At 63.3% G+C, this 23026-nt stretch carries 22 protein-coding genes and 1 pseudogene; 8 read left to right on the plus strand and 15 right to left on the minus strand.

All coding sequences use genetic code 11. From position 1 onward, the window contains the following. The coding region (locus tag PMI40_RS15370; protein ID WP_008117098.1) for a TonB-dependent siderophore receptor at positions 1-2039 on the plus strand (2039 nt) is incomplete at its 5' end. A 372-nt stretch (positions 2040-2411) separates the two neighbouring features. On the opposite strand, the gene PMI40_RS15375 is transcribed toward PMI40_RS15370, so the two are convergent. Beyond that, the gene (locus tag PMI40_RS15375) at positions 2412-3506 is read right to left on the minus strand and encodes an acyltransferase family protein (protein WP_008117102.1); all 1095 of its coding nucleotides are present in this window, start codon (positions 3504-3506) and stop codon (positions 2412-2414) included. Between the two features lie 225 nt (positions 3507-3731). Here PMI40_RS15375 and PMI40_RS15380 point away from each other — a divergent pair, with 225 nt between their 5' ends. Continuing rightward, positions 3732-4211 carry a hemerythrin domain-containing protein gene (locus PMI40_RS15380; protein WP_008117104.1) on the plus strand — a complete coding sequence of 160 codons (480 nt, stop codon included), beginning with the start codon at positions 3732-3734 and terminating at the stop codon, positions 4209-4211. A 37-nt stretch (positions 4212-4248) separates the two neighbouring features. Here PMI40_RS15380 and PMI40_RS15385 read toward each other — a convergent pair whose 3' ends face one another. After that, complete coding sequence (locus PMI40_RS15385; RefSeq protein WP_008117106.1) at positions 4249-6102, minus strand: PAS domain S-box protein; 1854 nt, start codon at positions 6100-6102, stop codon at positions 4249-4251. Positions 6103-6462: 360 nt separating this feature from the next. On the opposite strand from PMI40_RS15385, the gene PMI40_RS15390 reads away from it, so the two are divergent. Next, complete coding sequence (locus tag PMI40_RS15390; RefSeq protein WP_008117107.1) at positions 6463-7038, plus strand: response regulator; 576 nt, start codon at positions 6463-6465, stop codon at positions 7036-7038. On the opposite strand, the gene PMI40_RS15395 is transcribed toward PMI40_RS15390, so the two are convergent. Genes PMI40_RS15395 through PMI40_RS15410 form a run of 4 tightly spaced genes read right to left on the minus strand, consistent with a single transcriptional unit; the run spans position 6960 to position 11111 of the window. After that, positions 6960-8201, minus strand: a complete 1242-nt coding sequence (locus PMI40_RS15395) for a cytochrome c (RefSeq protein WP_008117109.1) — start codon at positions 8199-8201, stop codon at positions 6960-6962. The genes PMI40_RS15390 and PMI40_RS15395 overlap by 79 nt on opposite strands. Then, positions 8195-8998, minus strand: coding sequence for an ABC transporter ATP-binding protein (locus tag PMI40_RS15400; RefSeq protein ID WP_008117112.1), 804 nt, complete (start codon positions 8996-8998; stop codon positions 8195-8197). The genes PMI40_RS15395 and PMI40_RS15400 overlap by 7 nt, the downstream gene beginning before the upstream one ends. After that, entirely contained in the window at positions 8992-10020 is a 1029-nt protein-coding gene (locus tag PMI40_RS15405) for an ABC transporter permease (protein WP_008117114.1), read from the minus strand. The genes PMI40_RS15400 and PMI40_RS15405 overlap by 7 nt, the downstream gene beginning before the upstream one ends. A 41-nt stretch (positions 10021-10061) precedes the next feature. Next, a complete protein-coding gene (locus PMI40_RS15410; protein WP_008117115.1) occupies positions 10062-11111 on the minus strand; it encodes an ABC transporter substrate-binding protein in 1050 nt (349 codons plus the stop codon). A 216-nt stretch (positions 11112-11327) separates the two neighbouring features. On the opposite strand from PMI40_RS15410, the gene PMI40_RS15415 reads away from it, so the two are divergent. The 3 genes and pseudogenes from PMI40_RS15415 to PMI40_RS15425 all read left to right on the plus strand — a co-directional run. Beyond that, positions 11328-11894, plus strand: a complete 567-nt coding sequence (locus tag PMI40_RS15415) for an OsmC family protein (protein ID WP_008117117.1) — start codon at positions 11328-11330, stop codon at positions 11892-11894. Positions 11895-11996: 102 nt separating this feature from the next. Further along, positions 11997-12623 (plus strand): cysteine dioxygenase, encoded by a 627-nt coding sequence (locus tag PMI40_RS15420; RefSeq protein WP_008117118.1) that lies wholly within the window; start codon positions 11997-11999, stop codon positions 12621-12623. An 80-nt stretch (positions 12624-12703) separates the two neighbouring features. Next, positions 12704-12937, plus strand: a pseudogene (locus PMI40_RS15425) (hypothetical protein); the annotation flags it as partial. Positions 12938-12956: 19 nt separating this feature from the next. Here PMI40_RS15425 and PMI40_RS15430 read toward each other — a convergent pair. Continuing rightward, positions 12957-13436 (minus strand): Lrp/AsnC family transcriptional regulator, encoded by a 480-nt coding sequence (locus tag PMI40_RS15430; protein ID WP_008117123.1) that lies wholly within the window; start codon positions 13434-13436, stop codon positions 12957-12959. A gap of 243 nt (positions 13437-13679) precedes the next feature. Between PMI40_RS15430 and mdeB the strand changes: the two genes are divergently transcribed. Beyond that, entirely contained in the window at positions 13680-16355 is a 2676-nt protein-coding gene (mdeB, locus tag PMI40_RS15435; protein WP_040502133.1) for an alpha-ketoglutarate dehydrogenase, read from the plus strand. A 155-nt stretch (positions 16356-16510) separates the two neighbouring features. Beyond that, positions 16511-17269, plus strand: coding sequence for an SDR family oxidoreductase (locus PMI40_RS15440; RefSeq protein ID WP_008117126.1), 759 nt, complete (start codon positions 16511-16513; stop codon positions 17267-17269). A 64-nt stretch (positions 17270-17333) separates the two neighbouring features. On the opposite strand, the gene PMI40_RS15445 is transcribed toward PMI40_RS15440, so the two are convergent. From PMI40_RS15445 to PMI40_RS15480, 8 genes are all read right to left on the minus strand, one after another. Then, positions 17334-17915, minus strand: a complete 582-nt coding sequence (locus tag PMI40_RS15445; RefSeq protein WP_008117128.1) for a UbiX family flavin prenyltransferase — start codon at positions 17913-17915, stop codon at positions 17334-17336. Between the two features lie 9 nt (positions 17916-17924). Beyond that, the gene (grxD, locus tag PMI40_RS15450) at positions 17925-18236 is read right to left on the minus strand and encodes a Grx4 family monothiol glutaredoxin (RefSeq protein WP_008117130.1); all 312 of its coding nucleotides are present in this window, start codon (positions 18234-18236) and stop codon (positions 17925-17927) included. 179 nt (positions 18237-18415) lie between these two features. Continuing rightward, positions 18416-18808, minus strand: a complete 393-nt coding sequence (hpf, locus tag PMI40_RS15455; RefSeq protein WP_008117132.1) for a ribosome hibernation-promoting factor, HPF/YfiA family — start codon at positions 18806-18808, stop codon at positions 18416-18418. Between the two features lie 140 nt (positions 18809-18948). Continuing rightward, positions 18949-20442, minus strand: coding sequence for an RNA polymerase factor sigma-54 (locus tag PMI40_RS15460; RefSeq protein WP_008117134.1), 1494 nt, complete (start codon positions 20440-20442; stop codon positions 18949-18951). Between the two features lie 30 nt (positions 20443-20472). Further along, complete coding sequence (lptB, locus tag PMI40_RS15465) at positions 20473-21213, minus strand: LPS export ABC transporter ATP-binding protein (protein ID WP_008117136.1); 741 nt, start codon at positions 21211-21213, stop codon at positions 20473-20475. Position 21214: 1 nt separating this feature from the next. After that, positions 21215-21799 carry a lipopolysaccharide transport periplasmic protein LptA gene (gene lptA, locus PMI40_RS15470; RefSeq protein WP_008117138.1) on the minus strand — a complete coding sequence of 195 codons (585 nt, stop codon included), beginning with the start codon at positions 21797-21799 and terminating at the stop codon, positions 21215-21217. A gap of 71 nt (positions 21800-21870) precedes the next feature. Further along, on the minus strand, positions 21871-22479 hold the full coding sequence (gene lptC, locus PMI40_RS15475; protein WP_008117141.1) for an LPS export ABC transporter periplasmic protein LptC: 609 nt from the start codon (positions 22477-22479) through the stop codon (positions 21871-21873). After that, positions 22476-23024: an HAD family hydrolase gene (locus PMI40_RS15480; RefSeq protein WP_008117144.1), complete on the minus strand. Its 549-nt coding sequence runs from the start codon at positions 23022-23024 to the stop codon at positions 22476-22478. The genes lptC and PMI40_RS15480 overlap by 4 nt, the downstream gene beginning before the upstream one ends. Between the last annotated feature and the right edge of the window lie 2 nt (positions 23025-23026).

Raw genomic sequence — 23026 nt, forward strand, 5'->3', positions numbered from 1 at the left:
TCGGCAGCAACAGCAACGCCGTGCTGCCCACCGTGACCGTGACCGAAAGCCGTGACCCTACCGCGCCCTATGCCGGTGGCCTGGTCGCGCGCGGCGGCAGCCTGGGCGTGCTGGGCACGGCCAGCGTCATGGACACGCCGTTCAGCGTCACCAACTACACCTCGCAAGGCATCGAGGACGTACAGGCGCGCGCCATCGGCGACGTCATCGCCAATGACGCCTCGGTGCGCAACACCAACGGCAATGGCGGCTTCGGCGACAGCTACCAGATCCGCGGTTTCACCATGTCGGCCAACGACGTGGCCTTCAACGGCCTGTACGGCATGGTACCGCTGACCCGCATGCCGATCTCGATGGTCGAGCGCATCGAGGTACTCAAGGGGCCTGGCACCTTGATGTATGGCATGGGCCCGGCCGGCGGCATCGGCGGCGCGGTCAACCTGGTCGCCAAGCGCGCCCATGAAGAACCGACTTCCAGCGTGACGGCGACCTACCTGTCCAATTCGCAATTCGGCCTCAAGGGTGACATCGGCCGCCGCTTCGGCCAGGACCAGGAATGGGGCATCCGCGTCAATGCGCTGTACGCCGACGGCAACACCGGCCTGTCGGGCAGCAACCAGCAGCAGAGCATGGGCTCGGTCGGGCTGGACTACACCGGTCGCAGCGTGCGCTGGAGCCTGGACGCCTATACGCAACACGAGGACACGCGCAACTTCCGTCCGCAGTTCAGCATCGATAGCCTGGTGATGCCCGATGCACCGTCGGGCAAGACCAACCTGTATCCCGGCACCACACTGCAGTCGGATGACAAGGCGATCGCTACCCGCCTGGAAGTCGACATCAACGACAACCTGACGGCCTATGGCGCCATGGGTTACCACGTGGCGCAGTCGTCGCAGAGCTGGCCCAGCACCAGCATCGTGAACGCGCAGGGCGACACCAGCGAACTCTACAATGGCTACTACGACCAGAAGGTCACGTCGACCTCTGCCGACGCGGGCCTGCGCGCACGGTTCGATACCGCGGGTGTCAAGCACACGGTGATGATGGGCGTGAACATGCTCAACCAGCAGACCGACTACCTCTATGTGGCCGATGGCACCGGCGTGACCTCGAACCTCTACCACCCCGTGGCACTTCCGGCAGCCATCGGTGTGCGGGGGCCGGCAACGCCACAGAACCAGATGCGCCTGACCAGCCTTGCGTTGACCGACACGCTGTCGTTTGCCGATGATCGCGTGCGCCTCATCGGCGGCCTGCGCCGCCAACAGGTGTATACGCATGGATTGACGGCCGGTTCGGATACGTCCAACAAGACAGGCATCTCGCCGGTGCTGGGATTGGTGGTCAAGCCGATCGACAATCTGTCGCTGTACGCCAACTACACCGCGGCGCTGACGCCAGGCAGCTTTGCCTTTGCCGGATATGCAAACGCCGGTCAGGCTTTCCCGCCATCGAAGTCCAAGCAATATGAGACCGGCGCCAAGGTCGACTGGGGCCGCGTCACGACGACCGCGGCCGTGTTCCAGATCGAGCAGAAGAACAGCTCGACTGAAACGATCAACGGCTTGACCTACGCCACCCAGGATGGCCGTGCGCGCATCCGGGGCCTGGAACTGGCCGCTTACGGCGAAATCCAGCGTGGCCTGCGTTTCAACGCCAGCGGGACCTTCTTCGACACCAGGCAGTCGCATACCAGCGGCGGCACCAACGACGGTCGTGAGGTCGGTGCGGTGCCAAGTCATAACTTCAACCTGGGCCTGGATTGGGATACCCCGTGGCTGCAAGGGCTGGCATTGAACACCCGCATTACCCGTACCGGCGCCATGTGGTACAGCGACGCCAATACCGTCAAGGTGCCGGGCTGGACCCGTGCCGATATCGGTGCGCGCTACATCGCCAGGACCGCCGGCCAGGTCGTGACCTATCGTGCCAACATCGAGAACCTGTTCGACAAGAACTACTGGGTGATGCAGAACGGCTACGTCGGCACCGCTTCCGGCCGCACCTTCGTGCTGTCGGCCCAGGTCGACTTCTGATGCGACGCGGGCCGGTTTTCCGATAGCGCCGTGGCGCGCAACGCCAGGCGTTCACGCCGCTCGGTGGGCGGGCGGCGACGCGTGCAAGCCTCGAGCGCCTGGCGGATCTTACCCATCGGGTATCCCATTTCCTCCTCCGCTGCGGCACCGATGCATTCTTGCGGCGATGCCCTGCGCGGCAGGCCGGCAACTGCCTCGATCAACACGCCGTCGTGACAGTTCACAAACGCCGGCAGCCCGAGCCGGCGTTTCAGCGGCGCTTTGCTTCGCGCGCGGTGGAAGAGGAAGATGGCAGCGGCGTTGCCGCGCCCGGAGATCTACCGCACCCATGGCGACCGATGCGCATGGCCTCGCATGACATCGGCAGCGGACCTATCCGAGCTTGCCAAACAGCACGGTACGCACCACGGGTATGTTGACCAGCAGCCAATACGTGATGAGACTCAGGGCGACCGGCGCGAGGATAGGCGGCCTGTAGCCCAGAAAGTGGAAGTGCAGTGCGTAGACCGCCAGCGACGCCGTCCCCAGATACAGCATGCAGCGATTCAGTATCGTCAAGCCCAGGGAGTGGACCAGGCGTGCCATGTCGATCACCATCAATGAACCACTGACGGCCACGAGCAATGGGTAGAGCGTGCGCCAGAACCTGAACGAAAATATTTCAGGGGCACCCGCTACCATGTTGCCAGGCAGGGTCCTGTGCCAGAAAGGAGCGAGCAGCAGGAAGACGATATAGGGCAAGGCCCGCAGGTACGGTTTCCTGATCTCGACATACGGCTTGAAGAACAGCATGCCCATCAGGAAGAACATGAACAAGCCGAGATGAAATGTATTGGCGAAGGTCAGGCCGAAACCGCCGGGTACCCTGGTCCTCATGGCCAGCCACACGACGAAGATGATTGCAGCCTGGACATAAGGAGAAGAAAGGTGGCGACTTAATTGAAAGCGCGAGGCTTTCTCCAGTCGCGCCCTGCAAATGGCCAAGCCGGTCAGGCCGGTGGTGAGATAGACCGTGCACCAGAAAATGCAGGGCAAGAACCAAAGCCCGTAATCGGGATGGATCATCACCTTGACCAGATAGCTGCCAAGTGGCTCTTGCTGTGCATTGATCCTGTAACTGATGAGCGACCAGATGAAGAACGGCAGTATTAGCTGGATTGCCGCGCGCCGGATCCTGGTGCTTGCCGCAGCGATGGCCTCGGCAGTGTTCTGCACGCCCAGTTTCTGGCTCCAATGGCGCGCCGAAGCGCCTGCCAGGAACGCAAACAACGGCATGTGAAAAGAGTAGAGCATCCTGAAGGCAGGAATTTCATCGAACTGAACATTTGCTTGCAGGGTATGGCCCCATACCACGAGCAAGATCCCGACGCCTTTGCAGAAGTCGAGCAGACTATCGCGATTGATGATGGGCGGGTAGGTAGGCTGGAGGAAACGAACAGACTCTGCGGTCGTTGGAACCTGATTCATTGGGCGGGTCCTGCGGCTTCTTGTATTCGGGATATTTTCCCGATTTTACATATGTTTGCATTTATATTGCGGAATGATGGAGATCTTTCGATAGGCTCCCCGGAAGTTCCGGCGTCTATCCCCGCCTACACCGCTTCGCGCATCCGTCCTATGGCGGGCAGCCTGCTCGGGCTGCACAATCGCTCCAAGCTGCCATCTCGCGCAGATTCGACAAGGAGCCATGCCATGAACAAGGTTAGCCAGGACGCCATCCAACTTCTGAAAGCCGATCACGAGGAAGCCAAGAAGCTGTTTGATCGCTATGAGGACATCAAGGACCGGGCCTCGCCCGCGCAGAAGATGGACATCGCAAGGCAAGTCTGCGGCGCGCTGCTGATCCACATGGAAATCGAGGAAAAGATATTCTATCCACGGGTACGCGCCAAGATCAGCGACGACGACCTGATGAATGAAGCCGAGGTCGAGCATAACGGCGCCAAGGACCTGATCAAGCAATTGGGCGACATGGACCCCGCCGACCCGATGTTCGACGCCAAGATCAAGGTGCTCGGCGAACAGATCGAGCACCACGTGGAAGAAGAAGAGGACGAGATGTTTCCCAAGGCGCGCAAGAGCGGTGTCGACCTCATGGCGCTGGGGCAGGAACTGCTCGCGGCCAAGAACCAGATGCGCGTGACGCATGGACTGGAAGCAGTCGCGGCCTGACCGCCGCCGATAAAGGGAGGGGGCTCGGGCCGGCTTGCTAGAAGCAGACGGTTCCCTTGCCTCGACTCTTGGCTTCGTACATGCAGGCGTCGGCTTCGCGCATCAATTGCTCGGGCGTGACCACGCGTGCGACTTCCTGGACGCCAATGCCGATGCTGGCGCCTACCCGCAGTTCACGATCGCCATCGGGCACCGGCTGCGAGACCGCATCGATCAGGGCACGAGCGTGCTCGGCAACTCGCTGTACGGTATGGTGGGGCCCTTCCAACAGCACCACGAATTCGTCACCGGCCAGCCGGAATGCGCTGTCGGTCTGGCGAATTTGCGTACGCAGCCGCAGCGCCACTGCTTGGAGCACCAGATCGCCCGCTTCGTGGCCATGTTCGTCGTTGACGCGCTTGAATCCGTCGAGGTCGATGAACAGCACATAGAGCGCGGTGCGGTGGCGACGGGCGCGCTCCTGCGCCAATGGCAGCATGTCGTTGAGCGCGCGACGGTTTATCAGCCCGGTCAGGGCATCGTGCCTGATCTCGTGTTCGCGCAGTGCCTCGGTGTGCTTGCGTTCGGTAATGTCGTGCAGAAACATGATGCCGATACGCTGGCCGTTGACCGCCAGCGCACGCATGCGTACTTCCACCGGGAATATCCGCCCGTCCTTGTGCATCGCCTGCAGTTCCTGGCGCCGTACCAGCAGCGAGTGAAGCCCGTGCTCCAGATAACCGATCCATTGCCGGCGGGCGGGAGTGTCGTCATCGCGCGGCACGATCAGGTCTTGTGGCATGCGCTCCAGCGCTTCGCCAGCCAGCCAGCCGAAAAGGTGCTCGGCTTCGCGGTTCCAGGCCGTCACCCGCCCTGCATGGTCCAGCCGTATGTAGGCATCGCTGGCGTTCTCGAGTACCGCCGTCAGTTCGGTTTCGCGCTTGCGCAATTCGTCGGTGCGGGTGACCACCTTCTGTTCCAGTTCGCGGTGCAGTGCCGCCAGTTCCAGCCGGGCCTGTTTTTCGGCATGGATGTCTTGCACCACCGAGATGAAGTAGTCCAGGGTGCCGTCTTGCCTGAGTTTCTTGGATACCCCCAGGTTGATCCACACTTCGCTGCCGTCGTGGCGCAGGTAGCGCTTTTCCAGATGGTATTGCCCGATCTCGCCCTTGATCAGCTGCTGCAGCAGATGCAGGTCGGTATCGAGATCGTCGGGATGGGTGATGTCCTGGAAGGTCAGGGCCATCAGTTCGCTGGCGCTGTAGCCGACGATGCGGCACAAGGCCTTGTTGACCTTGAGCCACCGGCCGTCGCCATCGATCAACGCAATGCCTACGCGCGCCAGTTCGAACACCGAGCGGAACTGGTGCTCGTTGTCGGCCAGCCTGGCATCGCGCAGCGCCAATTGGTCGTGTGTGTCGAGCAGGCCTTCGATGAGCTGGATTTCCTTGGTGACGATCGAGGCCAGGTCCTGCAGCAGTTCCAGTTCTTCCGGCTTGAGGGTCTTGGGCTTGGAATCGAGGACGCACAGCGTACCGATCGGCAAGCCCTCGTTGCTGCGGATGGGCACGCCGGCGTAGAAGCGGATGCTGGGCTCCGACAGCACCAGCGGATTGTCGCGAAAGCGTGCGTCGTTGATGGCATCGGGTACCACCAGGCTCGACTCTTCCATGATGGTGTAGGCACAGAAGGCCTGGCTGCGGGGCGTTTGCTCGACCTCCAGGCCGACCCGGGACTTGAACCACTGGCGTTCGGCGTCGAGCAGCGAGATCAGCGAGATCGGCACGTCCAGCAATTTGCTGGCCAGGCGCGTGACGCGATCAAACGCCGGGTCAGGGGCGCTGTCGAGCAAGCCGAGGGAATGCAGCACGGCAAGGCGTTTATTCTCTTCTACCGGATACGGGATGGGCATGGAGTCCTCGAAGGGGGCCGATGGCACATCCTGTCCGAGGCAGCCGTTGCGTCGTTCCGGCTGGCGTCGGTCACAGGAGCAATATGTAAAGACTAAACGTTTTCCGGCGTAATGAACATCCATGCCTCTGCAGGACCGCTGCCGCTGCCGGGCGTGCCTGGCAATGGCTGGCGCGGGGTATATCATTGATATTTTATTAATTCCATTCGTTTTGCAGCATGCGCCATGGCAACGAAGGATGTTTCCTGAAGGCATCGTTCAGGAAATGCCCGATACAGCGCGCCCCCGGCGTGCTGTAAAACGTCGTTATCGGTGCAAGCTTTAATAGCCCAGCAACAGTTCTACAGGATGCCGCAAGTGATGACCCTGCCTACCATAGTGATGATCGACTCCAGTCCGGAAGCGGCCGAGATGGTGCGCTTTGCGCTCTGGAAGTCCAATCTGCGCTGCACCTTCAAGGTCTACGCCGATGCTGCCACCGCGGGCCGCTGCATGCTGCAGCAACGCCGTCGCGCCAGTGACGAGCCGGCGCCGCAGCTGATCCTGCTCGAATCCGACCTGGACTACGCCGATGGGCTCGATGTGCTGCGTGACCTGCGCGCCGACCAGCGCTTCGCCGAAGTGCCGGTGGTGGTGTTTCCGTCGTACGACATGGAGGGTAGCGAGGTGGCCATGGCCGCAGGGGCAACCGAATACCGCCCCAAGCCGGTAGATGCAGAGTTGTACGTGCGCACCATCGCCGAGTTCTACCACCGTTGGTGCATGGGCCCGATCGCCGGCGGCCGCAACGAGCGCCTGCCGGCGGCCACCGTGCAGCACCCCGGACGTCGCCGCGGTGACCGCATGGCCTCGCCCGCTCAATGCACGAAGCCGCCCTTGATGAACCTGACCGGTTCTGCATCCATCGCCGCAATGAGCCGCTCCAGGCCCTGCTGAGCGACTCGTGCCTGGTTCGCCTGGCCCAGGCCAGCGGCCACCGCCGTACCCTTTCCCGATCCATCCTGATTCGTGTCCTGCGTCCCCAGTGGCGAGCGGCACAGCATATCGGTGTCGCTCCAGCCTGAGGCGTCATCGCTGGCGGACTTGCGCGCGCGCAGCCAGCCGTCGCGATCGGCAATCAATTGCAGGCCATCCATTTGCGCCGGCGCCGTGCCGGTGACGATTTCCAGCGCGCGCCAGGCCTGCTGGTCGGTATTTCGGCAATCCACGGTGGGCACTCCGGCGTGTCCGATGGCCGCGACCAGGTGCTTCGGGTCCAACAGCAGGCTTTGCATCCTGGGGTCTTCCAGGGGGGCCATCGCGCCGGCGCGGGCCAGCACCACGCGCACCCGCTGTCCCTGCCATTGATCGGTGCCATGCAGGGCAGTGCGGGTGCAATCCAGCCGCAAGGTCGGCAGGCGCACCGGTTGTTGCCAGGTTCCGGTCTCGCGCAGGCTGGTGCCGGCAGCATTGGCCTTCATGTAGTCGATCAGGGCCCAGGCATCACTGGCGCTGAGTTGCTCGAAGGCCGGCATGGCGCCCTTGCCATGGCGTATCGCCCATAGCAGGTCACCATCTGCGCGTCGCCATAGCAGTGGTCCGGCAAGATTGGGCGGGGCTGTCGCCAGGGACAGTCCGAGCGTGGTGTCGCCACGGCCATCGGCGCCGTGGCAGCTTGCGCACTGCTGCCCATACAGCCGCTCGCCACGCACGATCGAGGCGTCGGAAAAGCGCGTGGGCGAGTCGTGGAAACTGCTCGGGGTGGCGCGGCCGGTGAGCAGGGCGTGGTCGGGCCAGGGCGCGGCCAACGCCAGTACCGCGGCCAGGCTCCATGCGGCCAGGCGCCATCGGCGCACCGCCACCAGGCCCAGTACCAACAGCACCACGGCCAGGCCGCTGGTGGCCAGCGCCAGCAGCAGGGAACGCGCCACGCTGCGGTCGATCAGCAATACCTCGCCCGACAGGCGGGTGGCAAAGGGCCAGCCGGGCTGGCCCTCGATGTCCTGCGTCAAGCCCAGCGCCGACAGCAGGTGCAGCAGTGCATGCTGGCTCGCCTGCATCAGGGCCAGCAGGATGTTGATGCAGGCGTTCCAGTCGAGCCACTCCGGCAGGCTTACCAACTCTCATCCAGCCCCAGATGGCGCAGGGCCTGATGCCTCAGCTCGGCCAGGTGGGCATCGCCGCGGTGGCGCGGGTAGGGCAGGTCGACCTTGATCTCGGCCCGGATCTGCGCTGGCCGCTGGCCGAAGATGATGACCCGCTGCGCCAGGAACAGCGCTTCCTCGACATCGTGCGTCACCAGCAGCGCCGAAAACCGCCGGCGTTGCCACAGCGCGACCAGCTCGCTCTGCATCGAGAGCCGGGTCAGCGAATCGAGCTTGCCCAGCGGTTCGTCCAGGATCAGCAATTGCGGGTCATTGACCAGGGCGCGTGCCAGCGCCACCCGCTGCGCCATGCCACCGGAGAGCTGATGTGGAAACGCATGGGCGAATTCTTCCAGTCCCACCAGTCGCAGCGCGTCATCGACCCGTGCGCGTTGGGTCTTCAACAGGCCGCGCGCCTGCAATCCCAGCGCTACGTTGTCCCACACCCGGCGCCACGGGTACAGCGTCGGGTCCTGGAACACGACGATGCGCGAGGGGGCGGGGCGTTCGATGGGGTGGCCATCCTGGGCAATGCCGCCGGCGGTGGCCGGTTCCAGTCCGGCCACCAGCCGCAGCAAGGTCGACTTGCCGCAGCCGCTGGGGCCGAGCAGCGCCACGAATTCGCCCGGCGCCACCGTCAGCGAGACATCGTCGAGCACCTGCAACACGCCTTGCGGCAGCTTGAACCAGTGACTGACGCCGTTGATGTCGATGCGGGCCCCGGTGGTGGCGCCGGGGGCCCCGGGCAGGAGCGCCTCGCTCGTGGTTACCATTTGACGGTTCCTTTCTGCCATGACAGTGCGCGGTCGCGCACCTTGAACAGCAGCGTGATCAGGCCCGAGCACAGCACGGCCATCACGATCAGCGCGGCATACATGTTGCTGTAGGCGGCCCAGCCCTGCGCCCATTGCAGATACCAGCCCAGGCCCGCCTTGACCCCCATCATCTCGGCCGTGACCAGTACCGAGAAGGCCGCGCCCAGTCCCATGAACAGTCCCACGAACACCTGTGGCAGCGCCGCCGGAACGGCGACCCGCAATACCAGGAAGCGCTCGGATGCACCCAGGGTACGGGCCACGTCGTAATAACTCTTGTTGACCGAGGCCACGCCGGACCAGGTCAGCACCGCTACCGGGAAACCGGTAGCCAGTGCGATCAGGAACACCGCAGCGGCATAGCTCGACGGCGCGAAGAAGAACGCCAGCGGCAGCAGCGCCGACGCCGGCACCGGCCCCAGGAAACGCAGTACCGGATGGACCCAGTAGCCGGCCACGCGCGACCAGCCAATCCATACTCCCACCAGGAAACCCACTGCCGCCCCGCAGGCAAAGCCATGCACCAGCAATCGCAACGAATGCGCCGTCGACAGGCCCAGTCGCGGCCAGTCCTCGCCATAGACTTCGACCAGGCTTTGCGGCGGTGCGAAGAAGGGCGCCGGCAGCAGCCCCAGCTTGGCGGTCAGGATTTCCCACAGGCCCAACAGCAAGGGCAAGGCCAGCAGCCACTGGCCGGCCGGGCGCAACAGGTGCAGCGCAGCCACGGCGCGACGCCCCGACAGTGCCAGCACCGCCAGCAGCGCAGCAACGGTCACGGCGGCGTAGCCGAACTCATCGGTATAGGCCCAGTCGGAAAAACCGACCACCTTGTTGGGCCAGCGCAGCGTGATCAGCGCCAGCGCAAGCCAGCCGCCGGCGGCGGCCAGGCCCAGGCCCCACACCGGCGCTTGCCGTCCTGCCGCGGGGCGCTCCAGTGACAGTGTCGCCTGCCGTGGGACAGGTTCGGTGGAGGAGGTCATGACAGCTTCCTTTCAATCCGGTAACGGGGCGCGGTCACGGCTCAGGACAACACGTCGTAGGTGACGTGATTGGCGAAGCGGACCGGATCGGTACTCTTCTTGAGTACGCCTGCGGTGTGGAAGTCACGCGCGAAATATTCGACCTCCGCGCGCAGCGGGGTGCCGGTCGGATGGTTGTGATAGGTCAGGTCGGTAAGCAGCTTGCGCAGGTCTTCCACCGGCACCTTGGGCGAATACTTGGCATACAGCCTGGCGGCTTCGTTGGGGTTTTCCGCCACGAACTCGGAAGCCTGGATGATCGAGCGCACCACGGCTGCGGCGGCCGGCTTGTTATTGCGCACGAAGTCGCCACGCGCGCCGGTGATGCAGCAGATCTTGTCCTTGTACTCGCCGGTGCCGCTATTGCCCAGTTCGGTGAAGACCCCCTGGTTGCGCTTCTCGATCAGGTAGACGTTGGGGTCGCCATCGGCGATGGCCTGGATCTCGCCCTTCTTGGCGGCAACGTCGAGCAGGTCGGCCGGGTAGACGCGCCATTGGACATCCTTGTCGATGTCGACGCCGCGCTTGGCCAGGTGGATGGCAAAGAAGTTCTTGGCCGGGCTGTTCAGGTCGGACACGCCGATGGTCTTGCCCCTGAGCTGCTTCCAGTCGGTCACGCCCGCGTCCTTGACCCCGACCAGGCGCAGGCAGCCACCATGCGCCGCACCGATCACCTTGACGTCGAAGCCGGCTTCCAAGGGCTTGAGCCAGCGGTGGATCAGGCCCACCCCGACATCGGCCTTGCCGGTGGCCAGCGCTTCGAGCAACTGGTCGGTGGAGCCGCCCCAGTTCAGCAGTTCGACATCCAGGCCGTTCTTCTCGAAATAGCCCTTTTCCTGCGCCACCACCACCGGTGACAGGCAGAAGGCGATGGCGCTCCAGGCAAAGGTAACCTTGTGCGGGGCGCCGGCCGACCAGGCGTTGCCGACGGCCAGCGTACCACCCAGTCCCGCCAGCGCCGCCGCACCGCCGGCGCGCAGCACATCGCGGCGCGACCAGGACGATGTCGTGGCGACGCTATCTTCTTCATGCTGGGAGAGATGCTTGTTCATTGCTGGTGGCTCCACTTGTTGGTCAGGTTCTTCGGACGAGGCACGCCCCCGGCGCACCGATTCAAGTCGAGCAATATGGCGCACGCAGCGCCGACGACAAAAGAATAAGAATGAGCAAAGTTATGCCGACGCCGGGGCATATCCATATTCGGATTGCTTCGTTGCGTACAGCCTCCATGCGGCTCGAAACTGCCACCACACCCACAAGAGGACGCCATGACATCACTGAACCATTACCTGAGCGAAAAGCGCAGCGCCGTGCTGGCGCGTGAAGCATTGATCGAGGCCGGCGACGCCGGTCCGGTCAGCCTGGCGGCCAGGGTCAGCGCCGAGGGGCGCAGCGGCGTGCGTCGCATCCGCATTCGTGATCACCAGGTGATCAGCGACAGCCCGCCGGACTTTGCCGGCTACAACCTGGGGCCGAGTTCGCCCGAGCTGCAGCTGGGCGTGCTGGGCTCTTGCGTGACGCATATCTTCCTGATCCAGGCCTCGCACCAGCAGGTGCCGATCGATTCGCTGGAAATCGAAGTCAGTGGCCGCATCGATCCACGCGCAGGTCGTGCCGGCCACGAAGACATCCCGATCTGGCCGCACGATATCGGCTACACCATCCACCTCGAGTCGCCCGCCAGCCAGGCCCGGGTGCAGGCGCTGTTCGAGGCGGTCGAGAAGACTTGTCCCATCCTCAACCTGTTGCGCCACCCACAGCAGATCCGTGCCGAACTCAAGCATCGCCGCACCGACCCGGCCCAGGCGCAGGATGCCGAGGGTGTCATTGCCTGACGCCGCAGGCGGCGGCACGCGGCGGGGTGAAACGGGCTGTCATATCTCCCAGGTACGCCGGCCCGTGTCTGCCGACAACGCCGGCACACCGAGGAGAACCCGATGACTGCATCCACTGCCGCGCCGCTGCAATGGTGGCGACTGCGCCAATTCATTGGCGGCTTGGCCCACTTGCTGGACCAGAAGCCGTCCGAGCAGCGCATCCTGTGCGAGGGGGGCGACTTGTTGCGCCAGCTGGTCAGCGTGGATGACTGGTTGCCGCCGCAGTACGCCCAGCCCGATGTGCAACGCTACCAGCAGTTCCTGCTGCACGCCGATTCGGGGCAGCGCTTTTGCGTGGTGAGCTTCGTCTGGGGGCCGGGGCAAAGCACCCCGGTACACGACCATACGGTATGGGGCCTGATCGGTATGCTGCGCGGTGCCGAGTATGCGCAATCGTTCGCCGCTGGCGGTGACGCGCTGGTGCCGGTGGGCGAGGCGGTGCGGCTGGAGCCGGGCACGGTCGAGGCGGTCTCGCCGACGGCAGCCGGCTTGCACGATGTGCATCAGGTGCGTAACGCCTTCGCCGACCGCACCTCGATCAGCATCCATGTGTATGGCGCCAACATCGGTGCCGTGCGACGCTCGGTCTACCAGACCGATGGCGCGCGCAAGCTGTTCATCTCCGGTTATTCCAACACCACCCTGCCCAATATCTGGGATCTGTCAGCCAACCCCGCCTTGCCATGAGCCAAATCCCGTCGTCCTCCTCGAGCCCGGTTTCCGGGATTGCCGTGGTCACCTTTGCCGAAATCGCGCGGCCTTGACGCGGCCATCTGTCGGGCTTTCTGTCGGTGCCGGGCGGGCAACTGGTGCACGAAACGGAGAGGAATGCGCCGGTGCGGGCCAGCATGACGGCGTCATGGCTGGCACAGATGGCGTGGGAAGTATTCGTGGTCGATGGCGACAATCCGGTGGCGGCCATGCAGGGCTACCTGGACTGGGAATTCGGCCTGGTGGAGCAACTGGGGCGTGACGGCACCCATGGATTCTTCGTGATCTGAAGGCCCAGGGGCGTGGCGTTCAACGCTTGGTCTTGACCTTGGGCATCGGCAGCGCCGTCTTGTACTTGATCTGCTTCAGTGCAAAGCTGGAGCGGATGTTCTTGATGCCGGGGATCTTGGTCAGGTGATCGACGATGAAATGTTCCAGCGTCAGCAAATCCGGCACCACGATGCGCAGCAGGTAATCTTCATCGCCCGTCATCAGGTAGACTTCCATGACCTCGTCGAATGCGCTCACGGCGGTTTCGAACTGGGCCAGCGCTTCGGCGCCCTGGCGTTCCAGGATCACCTTGACGAACACGTTGACCTTCAGCCCCAGCATGTGCGGGTCGGCCAGCGCGACATAGCGCGAGATGATGCCTTCCGTTTCGAGCCGCTTCACCCGCGCCAGGGTAGGCGAGGGCGACAGGTTGATGCGGCCGGCCAGCTCCAGGTTGCTGATCGAGCTGTTTTCCTGAAGAATGTTCAGGATGCGCAAATCGGTGGTGTCTAGTTCCATTATTGAAATTAAATTCTGCAAGTTTCAATTTTACAGCACGTGGTGCTGAATATTGTACGATAACTTCCCATTTTAAGTGACTCATGCGGTCACATCCGGCGTATCGTTATCCACAGCCCAACAACATCAATGGAGCGGCGCGGTGCCGGCGTGCCTGGCAGTGATGGCGCGGTGAGCTGTTTTACCGGCTTTTCGGCACTTTGCATAGAACCGCCTGACCTTGCCAGGAGACACGCAGTGGATATGTCGTCAGCCAGTGGTATTGCCCGCAATATCGATATCGATGCCCAGGAAACCCAGGAATGGCTGGACGCGCTGCAAAGCGTGCTGGCCGAAGCCGGCCCGGAGCGGGCCCGCTACCTGCTCTCGCGCCTGTCGGCCACGGCCCGCCAATGGGGCGTGGACTGGCGCGATGCGCCCGTGACCCCCTACGTCAATACCATCCGCGCCGACCAGGAGCCACCCTTTCCCGGCGGCGCCGATGCCCAGGCGCTGGAAGAGCGCATCGCCGGCATCATGCGCTGGAACGCGCTGGCCATGGTGGTGCGGGCCAACCGCGCCCATGGCGAACTGGGCGGGCATATCGCCAGCTTCGCATCGGCGGCGGACCTGTTCGAGGTCGGTTTCAATCATTTCTTCCGTGCCCGTACCGACGATTTCGCTGGCGATATCGTGTATTTCCAGCCGCACTCTGCGCCCGGCATCTATGCCCGTGCCTTCCTCGAAGGCAGCTTGCAGGAGCAGGACCTGACCTATTACCGGCGCGAGATCGAGGCCAGGCGCGACGGCCGCCAGGGACTTTCATCTTATCCACACCCGTGGCTGATGCCCGGGTTCTGGCAATTCCCGACTGGATCGATGGGGATCGGGCCGATCAACGCCATCTACCAGGCGCGCTTCCTGCGCTATCTCGAACACCGGGGGCTGTTGCAGGACCAGGGGCGCCGCGTCTGGGGCGTGTTCGGCGACGGCGAGATGGACGAGCCCGAATCGCTGGCGGCGCTGTCACTGGCGGCACGCGAGAAGCTGGACAACATGATCTTCGTGGTCAACTGCAACCTGCAACGGCTCGATGGCCCGGTGCGCGGCAATGGGCATATCGTCGACGAGCTCGAGACCCTGTTCGCCGGGGCCGGCTGGAACGTCATCAAGCTGCTGTGGGGTTCCGACTGGGACCCGTTGTTTGCCCGCGATGCCGAGGGCGAGCTGGTGGATGCGCTCAACCGCACCGTGGACGGCCAGTTGCAGACCTTCGCCGCCAATGACGGCGCTTTCAACCGCGAGCATTTCTTCGGCCAGAACGCCGGCACCCGCGCCATCGGCGCCACCCTGACCGATGAACAGATCGATCGCCTGCGCCGCGGTGGGCATGACATGAAGAAGATCTTCGCCGCCTACCAGGCCGCGGCCCAGCATCGCGGACAGCCGACGGTGATCCTGGCGCAGACCAAGAAGGGCTATGGCATGGGCGCCGCCGGCGAGGGCAAGATGACCACCCACCAGCAGAAGAAACTGGACGATACCAGCCTGCTGCAATTTCGTGACCGCTTCAAGCTGCCGCTGAGCGACGAGCAGTGTAGTTCGCTGTCGTTCTTCCGACCCGACGATGACAGCGCCGAGATGCGCCATCTGCATGCGCGCCGTGCCGCACTCGGCGGTTACCTGCCGCGGCGCGACGCCGGCCAGGTGCGGCGTGCCGTGCCATCGCTGCAATCGCATGCGCGTTTTGCGCTGGAGGCCGACGGCAAGGAGATGTCGTCGACCATGGCGCTGGTGCGCCAGTTGGGCAACCTGCTCAAGGACCCCGAGTTCGGCCGTTACGTGGTGCCCATCGTGGCCGACGAGGCACGCACCTTCGGCATGGCCAACCTGTTTCGCCAGGTCGGTATCTATGCCTCGCAAGGGCAGTTGTATGAGCCCGAGGATATCGGCTCCATCCTGTACTACCGCGAGGCCAGGGATGGCCAGATCCTCGAGGAAGGGATTACCGAGGCCGGCGCGATCTCGTCATGGACCGCTGCCGCTACCGCCTATTCGGTACACGGCACGCCGATGCTGCCGTTCTATATCTATTATTCGATGTTCGGTTTCCAGCGCATCGGCGACCTGATCTGGGCCGCTGCCGACCAGCGCGCCCGTGGTTTCCTGGTCGGCGCCACGTCTGGGCGTACCACGCTGGGCGGCGAGGGTTTGCAGCACCAGGATGGCACCAGTCACCTGGCGGCCGCCACTATCCCCAATTGCGTGGCCTATGACCCGGCCTATGCCTATGAGCTGGCGGTGATCGTCGACGAAGGCATGCGGCGCATGATGGAGCGTGGCGAGGATGTCTTCTATTACGTCACCGTCACCAATGAGAACGAGCCCCAGCCGAGCCTGCCGCCCGACGCCCGCGACGGTATCCTGCGTGGCATGCACTGCCTGCAGGTGCGACCCGCGGCTGCCGTCAGGCTGCTGGCGTCGGGCCCGATCCTCAAGGAGGCGCTGGCGGCATCGCAGTTGCTGCAACAGCACTGGCAGCTCGACAGCGAGGTCTGGAGCGTCACCAGTTTCACCGAACTGGCGCGTGACGGCGTGGCCGCACAACGCCGGCAGCGCCTGCAGGGAGCGGCCACGGTGCCGTACGTCACCAGCCGGTTGCAGGGCAGCGAGGCGCCGGTGATTGCCGTGAGCGACTACGTGCGGACCCTGCCCGAGGGGATCCGCGCGTTCGTGCCGGCGCCGTTCGTCACGCTCGGCACCGATGGCTTCGGCCGCAGTGACACCCGGGCCAACCTGCGGGCGTTCTTCGAGATCGACGCCCGCTGGATCGCCTACACCGCCTTGACCGAATTGTTTGCCGGCCAGCGCGAGCGGCTGGCTGCGGCGGCGGTGACGCTGGGGATCGATACCGGCCAGCCTTTTTCACTGACGCTCTGAACAGCCGTCGGCATGCGGCGCTTGCGGCGCGGGCGGGATTGAAAATCTCTCATCAGAGGCAGCCGATGCGTTTGTTATAGTGAAAGCCGCCGTGGGCAGTTGAAGTTGTCCACAGCGGTTTTTCATTGGACAACGAGATCACAGGAGTAGACACAATGGCAGCACCGAAACGTATTGCACTGGTGACCGGCGCCGGCTCGGGCATCGGGAGGCAGATTTCCCTGGCGCTGCTGGGTGAGGGGTATGGCGTGGTACTGGCCGGCCGCCGCCAGGAGGCGCTGGACGACACCGTCAAGCTGGCCGGTGAGGCTGCCGCCAATGCGCTGACCGTCTCGGCCGACGTGGCCGATGCGGGCTCGGTGAAGAACCTGTTTGCCAAGGCCGTCGAGCGTTTCGGCCGGCTCGACCTGCTGTTCAACAATGCCGGCATCTTCGCCCCGCCGGTGTCGCTGGAAGAATTGAGCGTAGAGCAGTGGAGGTCGGCTGTCGATATCAACCTGACCGGGGTGTTCCTGTGCACCCAGGAAGCCTTCCGGGTGATGAAGGCGCAATCGCCACGCGGCGGGCGCATCATCAACAACGGCTCGATCTCGGCCCACGCGCCGCGCCCGTTTTCGGCCTCGTACACCGCCACCAAGCATGCCGTGACCGGCCTGACCAAGGCCACCTCGCTGGATGGTCGCCAGTACGACATCGCCTGCGGCCAGATCGATATCGGCAATGCCTCCACCGACATGACCACGCTGATGAAGAAGGGGACGCTGCAGGCCGATGGCTCCACCAAGGTCGAGCCGACCATGGATGCCGAGCATGTCGCCCGCGCCATCATCTACATGGATAGCCTGCCGCTGGAGGCCAACGTGCAGTTCATGACGGTGATGGCGACCAAGATGCCATTCATCGGACGGGGTTGATCGATGCGGTGATTGCCGGCTGGCACGAAAAACGCGCTGGGGTGAGTCACCGCAGCGCGTTTTTTTATCCGCCTGGCTTCAGCCCCAGCCATTCGGGTGTGAGCGCATGGGCCACCCCGAACAGGTCCAGTACCCGCCCCAGCGTATGGTCGATCATCTGTTCGATCGATTGTGGCCGCTGGTAGAAGCCCGGCAATGGGGGAAAGATCACGCCGCCCATTTCGGTCACGGCGGTCATGTTGCGCAGGTGGGCCAGGTTGAACGGTGTTTCACGCACCATCAACACCAGCCGACGACGCTCCTTGAGCACCACGTCGGCGGCGCGCGTGATCAGGTTGTCGGACAGGCCATGGGCCACGGCCGCCAGCGTCTTCATCGAGCAGGGCGCCACCACCATGCCGCACGACGCAAACGAACCACTGGCAATCGAGGCGCCGATGTCGCGCACGTGATGCACCACATCGGCCAATGCTTCGACGTCCTTGCGGCCGAGGTCGAGTTCCTGGTGGATATTGAGTACGCCGGCGTCGGAAATCATCAGGTGCGTCTCGACCTGGTCCGATTGCCGCAAGTGCTGCAGCAGGCGCACACCGTAAGCCGCGCCGGTGGCGCCAGTGATGGCGATGATCAGGCGCTGGCGCGGCATCGCGACCGCTTAACCCTTGATCAGGGTCTGCAGTTCACCCGATGCATACATTTCGCTCAGGATATCGGAGCCGCCGACGAACTCGCCGTTGACGTACAACTGGGGGATGGTCGGCCAGTTCGAGTATTCCTTGATGCCCTGGCGCACGTCCGGGCTTTCCAGCACATTGACGGTGACGATGTTTTCGGCGCCGCTGGCCTTGAGCAGCTGGATTGCCTTGCCCGAGAAGCCGCATTGCGGAAACTGTGCAGTGCCCTTCATGAACAGCACCACGGGGTTTTGGGTAACGGTGTCTTTGATCCAGGTTTGAACGTCGCTCATGGCATTTGCCTTAAAAGAATGGTGATTGCCGCCATTATATGAAAAAGCCGTGAGGCGCGTTTGGAATACACGCCGCCGCGTGGCCACACGATGCAGGTTGTTGCAACAGCGCCCGCAAAAGCAAAAAGGGCGCTTGCGCGCCCTTTCGTCATGGGGGGGAAATTATTTCCGGGATGGCATCAAGTCGCGACTGCCGTATTGGCCGTGGCTTCGACATCGGCTGCATCAACCTCGGTCTCGCTATCGCCGCTGAGGCGCTTGGCGTCCGAATGGTGATTCTGCAAACGGTCCTTGTGCTTGATGACCTGGCGATCGAGCTTGTCGATCAGTCCATCGATGGCCGCATACAGGTCGTGCGCGATGCTCTCTGCGTGCAGGTCACGGCCCTTGACGTGCACATTGATTTCCGCTTTCTGCCTTTTTTCTTTTTCTGTAAGTTTATCTACGCTCAGGATGACGCTGACGTCGATGACATTATCGAAATGCCGCTTGATACGTGCCAGCTTGCTTTGCACATATTCGCGAATGGCGGGCGTCAGTTCGAGGTGGTGTCCACTAATGGTCAGATTCATACAACTCTCCTATCGTGAAGTCACTGGAGGTTCGTGCATCTCGTCCAATACACCGGAGGCACAGCGTTCGTGGTCAGGTGGCATGGCATCTGCCTGAACACAGCGACGGCTTCAAATTACAAAAGGTGCAACAGAAAAAACTAAAGGGACTTGCGGAGATTGACTGGTGGAATCTTCAGCACTTCACGGTACTTGGCGACAGTGCGCCGCGCGACCACCATGCCTTGTTCAGCCAGCATATCCGCAATCTTGCTGTCGGAAAGTGGTGTCTGAGGGTTTTCGGCTCCTATCAATTGTTTGATCAGCGCCCGGATCGCGGTGGAGGAAGCTTCACCTCCGGTTTCGGTCGCGACGTGGCTACCGAAGAAGTATTTCAACTCGAACATGCCGTGCGGGGTAAGCATGTATTTCTGAGTTGTCACGCGAGAAATCGTGCTCTCGTGTAAACCCAGTGTATCAGCAATTTCGCGCAGCACAAGGGGGCGCATCGCCACCGCACCGTGCGAAAAGAAGTTTCTCTGGCGTTCGACGATAGCCTGAGCGACTCGCAAAATTGTATCGAAACGTTGCCGCATGTTCTTGATGAGCCACTTCGCCTCCTGCAACTGGGAAGTGAGCGAAACTTCGCCTTTGGACTGTTTCAGGGCACTCGCATACATCGCATTGACGCGCAGCTTGGGCATGACGTCGTGGTTGAGCAAGACCTGCCAGCCGTTCTTGGTCTGCTTGACGATCACGTCCGGCACCACATAGTCGGAGGCATCCCGGGCGAACTCGGCGCCAGGATGAGGGCGGCACTGGCGGATGATGACCTGCGCCTCGCGCAGGTCCTCGTCGTCGCAGTCGAGCGCCTTCTTGATCTTGTTGAAGTCGCGCTGGGCAAAGAGCGGCAGGCATTCCTCGACGATGCGCAGGGCCAGCCTGCGGGTGACGAACGCCACCTTCGGCATGCGCCGGATCTGCAGCGCCAGGCATTCGCTGGCCGTGCGCGCACCCACGCCGGGCGGGTCCAGGCTCTGCAGCAGCTTGAGTGCGATCGACAGTTCTTCCAGGTCGACCTCTACCTCTTCGGGCAGGCGCGCCAGGATGTCTTCCAGCGGTTCTTCGAGATAGCCGCTTTCGTCCAGCGCGTCGGCCAGCAATTCGAGCAGCGCACGGTCGCGCAAGGTGCGCGCGGTGACCCGGACCTGTTCCAGCAGGTGCTCCCGCAGCGTCACTTCGTGCGCTTCGAGTTGCGGGCGCGAATCGTCGTCGTCGGCCGACTTGCCGTTGCGGGCGACGTCGTCGAAGCTCCAGTCGGATTCGCCGGACACGCCCGCGTCGTTCTGTTGGTTGTCCTGAAATTCGAGGCTGGTGTCGCCTTCGGCCGCGGGCGGCGGCGCCTCGCCATGCTGCTCGGCGCCGGGTTCGGCGATGCCGCTGGATTGGGTGGCGTTGATGGCGCCATCGGCCAGCAGTCGCACCGAGTTGTCGAGGGCGTCGTCCAGCCGCTCCAGCAATGGGTTGTCCGACAGTATCTGCTCGAGTTCCTGGTGCAATTCCAGCGTCGACAGTTGCAACAATCTGATCGACTGCTGCAGTTGCGGCGTCAATGCGAGGTGTTGCGATGTGCGAAGCTGGAGCGATTGTTTCATTAGTCTTTCAGGTATCGCGTGAGCGCGACATTACATGCGGAAATGTTCGCCCAGGTAGACGCGTCGTACCGACTCGTTGGCGATGATCTCGTCCGGACTGCCGCTGGCCAGCACGGTGCCCTGGTTGATGATGTAGGCGCGATCGCAGATGCCCAGGGTCTCGCGAACGTTGTGATCGGTGATCAGTACACCGATGCCGCGCTCCTTGAGGAAGCGCACGATGCGCTGGATCTCGATGACGGCAATCGGGTCGATACCGGCAAAGGGTTCGTCCAGCAGCACGAAACGCGGATCGGTGGCCAGGGCGCGGGCGATCTCGACCCGTCGCCGCTCGCCGCCCGACAAAGACAGCGCCTGGCTGTCGCGCAGTTTTTCGATCTGCAGTTCATGCAGCAGGTTGTCCAGGCGTGCCTCGATCTCGTCACGCGCCAGCGGCTTGCCGTTCTCCCGGCGCAGTTCCAGCACCGCGCGGATGTTGTCCTCGACGCTCAGCTTGCGAAATACCGAGGCCTCCTGCGGCAAGTACGACAGGCCCAGCGTGGCGCGCTCGTGGATCGGCAGTCGCGAGATGGCCGCGTTGTCGAGATCGATCTCGCCGCCGTCGGAAGGCACCAGCCCGACGATCATGTAGAACGACGTGGTCTTGCCGGCGCCATTGGGGCCCAACAGGCCCACCACTTCGCCGCTGTTGACCTGCAACGACACATCGCGCACCACCTGGCGCGCGCCGTAACTTTTCTTCAGGCCCTTTACCACCAGCGAACTTGCCATGTCACTGACCCTTTCCGGTGGATGTGGCCGGCGCGGCGGGCGCGTCGACCGGGGCTGTCTTGGGCTGGATCACGGCCGTGATGCGGCCCGAGCCAGGCTTGCTCTGGCCCGAGGCATTGTTGTTGACCGAATAGAACTCGGCGCGACTGTCGTACGAGATGAATTCGCCATTGACTTCGTCGGTGATGCGCTTGCCATCCATGCGCTGGATGTGGGCCCGATTGAACAGCTTGGAAATCTCGGTCTGCTCGGCATATTCGATGCGCTCGGCCTGGCCTTCGATCCACAGGTCGGGGCCGCCATCGCGCTTTTGCCGGAAGCTTGCCAGCGAGCCCGGCGCGGCGTACAGCACGGCGTACTCGTAGCCGTACTGGTCGGTGGTCAATACCACGCGGCCGGCCTTGATCAGCAGCGTGCCGCGCGTGAGCACCACGTTGCCGGTGAAGGTCTTCACCTGGCGCACATCGTCATACACCATCTGGTCGGCTTCGATATTGGTCGGCTTGGTGGAGTCGGCCTTCTCGGCGCGCGCAACGCCACATACTGCCAGCAGCAGCAACCAGGGGAGCAGTAAGGATGGTTTCATAGTTTCAGTTAGCGGGCTTGTGGCTTGGGTCGGGATCGAGGCCGGGTCCAGGGGGTGATGACTCGGCTTTCTCAGCGTTTCTTGGCGGTGGGTTCGTAGTGTCCCCGTACGCTACCCAGCAATTGCACTTCCTGGGTGGCGTTGTTGGCGATCATGCCCACACCGTTCAATGTGGTGGTGCCCATCGTCATTGCAACCGCCTTGTCGGTCTTGACGATTTCGTCATCGGGCAGCAGCAGCAGGTATTGCGACACCAGGTGCAGCGGCGGATTTCCCTTGACCGCGCCGCGGATTGCATTGGCGTTGCCATACATGTGGATCTGGGTCTGGTCGTCGGTCACGCGGGCCGTATCGGAATACAGCTCCATCGGCGGGCGCGCGGCGTCCAGGCTATGCACCACCGGCTTGGTGATCTCGAACGAATCGTCGATGGGGTAATGCACCATTCTGGTCCCCGAGACGTCGTAACGCGGCAGGCCCGTGACAGCCATCTTCACATAGCTGAAGTTCTCGAGGTAATAGTCGGGCTTGCCGCGCGGGCGCTCCACCGGGGTCTGGTCGCCATTGCGGCGCAGTGCCTGCAGCACCCAGAAGCTGCCCAGCGCCAGTGCGACCAGGACCACCAGGATCACCCCCAGCCGGATACGCTGGGCCGCGCGTTCACCGCTGTGGTTGCTCATGCCAGGTACGGCGCCAGCGCCGCCTCGTAGTTGCCCTGGGCCGCCAGTACCAGGTCGCAGATCTCGCGTGCGGCACCATGGCCGCCGCCGGCGGTAGTGATGTAGTCGGCGCGCCGCTTGACCTCGCGATGGCCGTGGGCCACGCACGCCTTGAAACCGACCCGGGTAAATACCGGCAGGTCGATCACGTCGTCCCCCAGGTAGCCGCACTGCGTCGCCTGCAGGCCCGTGTGTTGCAGCAGTTGCTCGAACGCCTGGCGCTTGTCGTGTATGCCCTGGAACACATGGGCGATGCCCAGGTCGCGCGCGCGCCGCACCACGAAGCCCGACTGGCGGGCGGTGATGATGGCCGTCGCCACGCCGGATTGCTGCAACATCTTGATGCCGTGGCCGTCGAGGGCATTGAAACGCTTGAAGGCCTCGCCGTCCTCGCCATAGAACAGGCCGCCATCGGTGAGCACACCGTCGACATCGAAGATCATCAGGCGGGTGGTGGCGGCCTTGGCGAGTACATCGGGCGCGAAGCTGGCGGCGAAGTCCGACATGG

Origin of the sequence: Herbaspirillum sp. YR522, from assembly GCF_000282575.1 — a bacterium.
Taxonomy (GTDB): Bacteria; Pseudomonadota; Gammaproteobacteria; order Burkholderiales; family Burkholderiaceae_D; genus Herbaspirillum.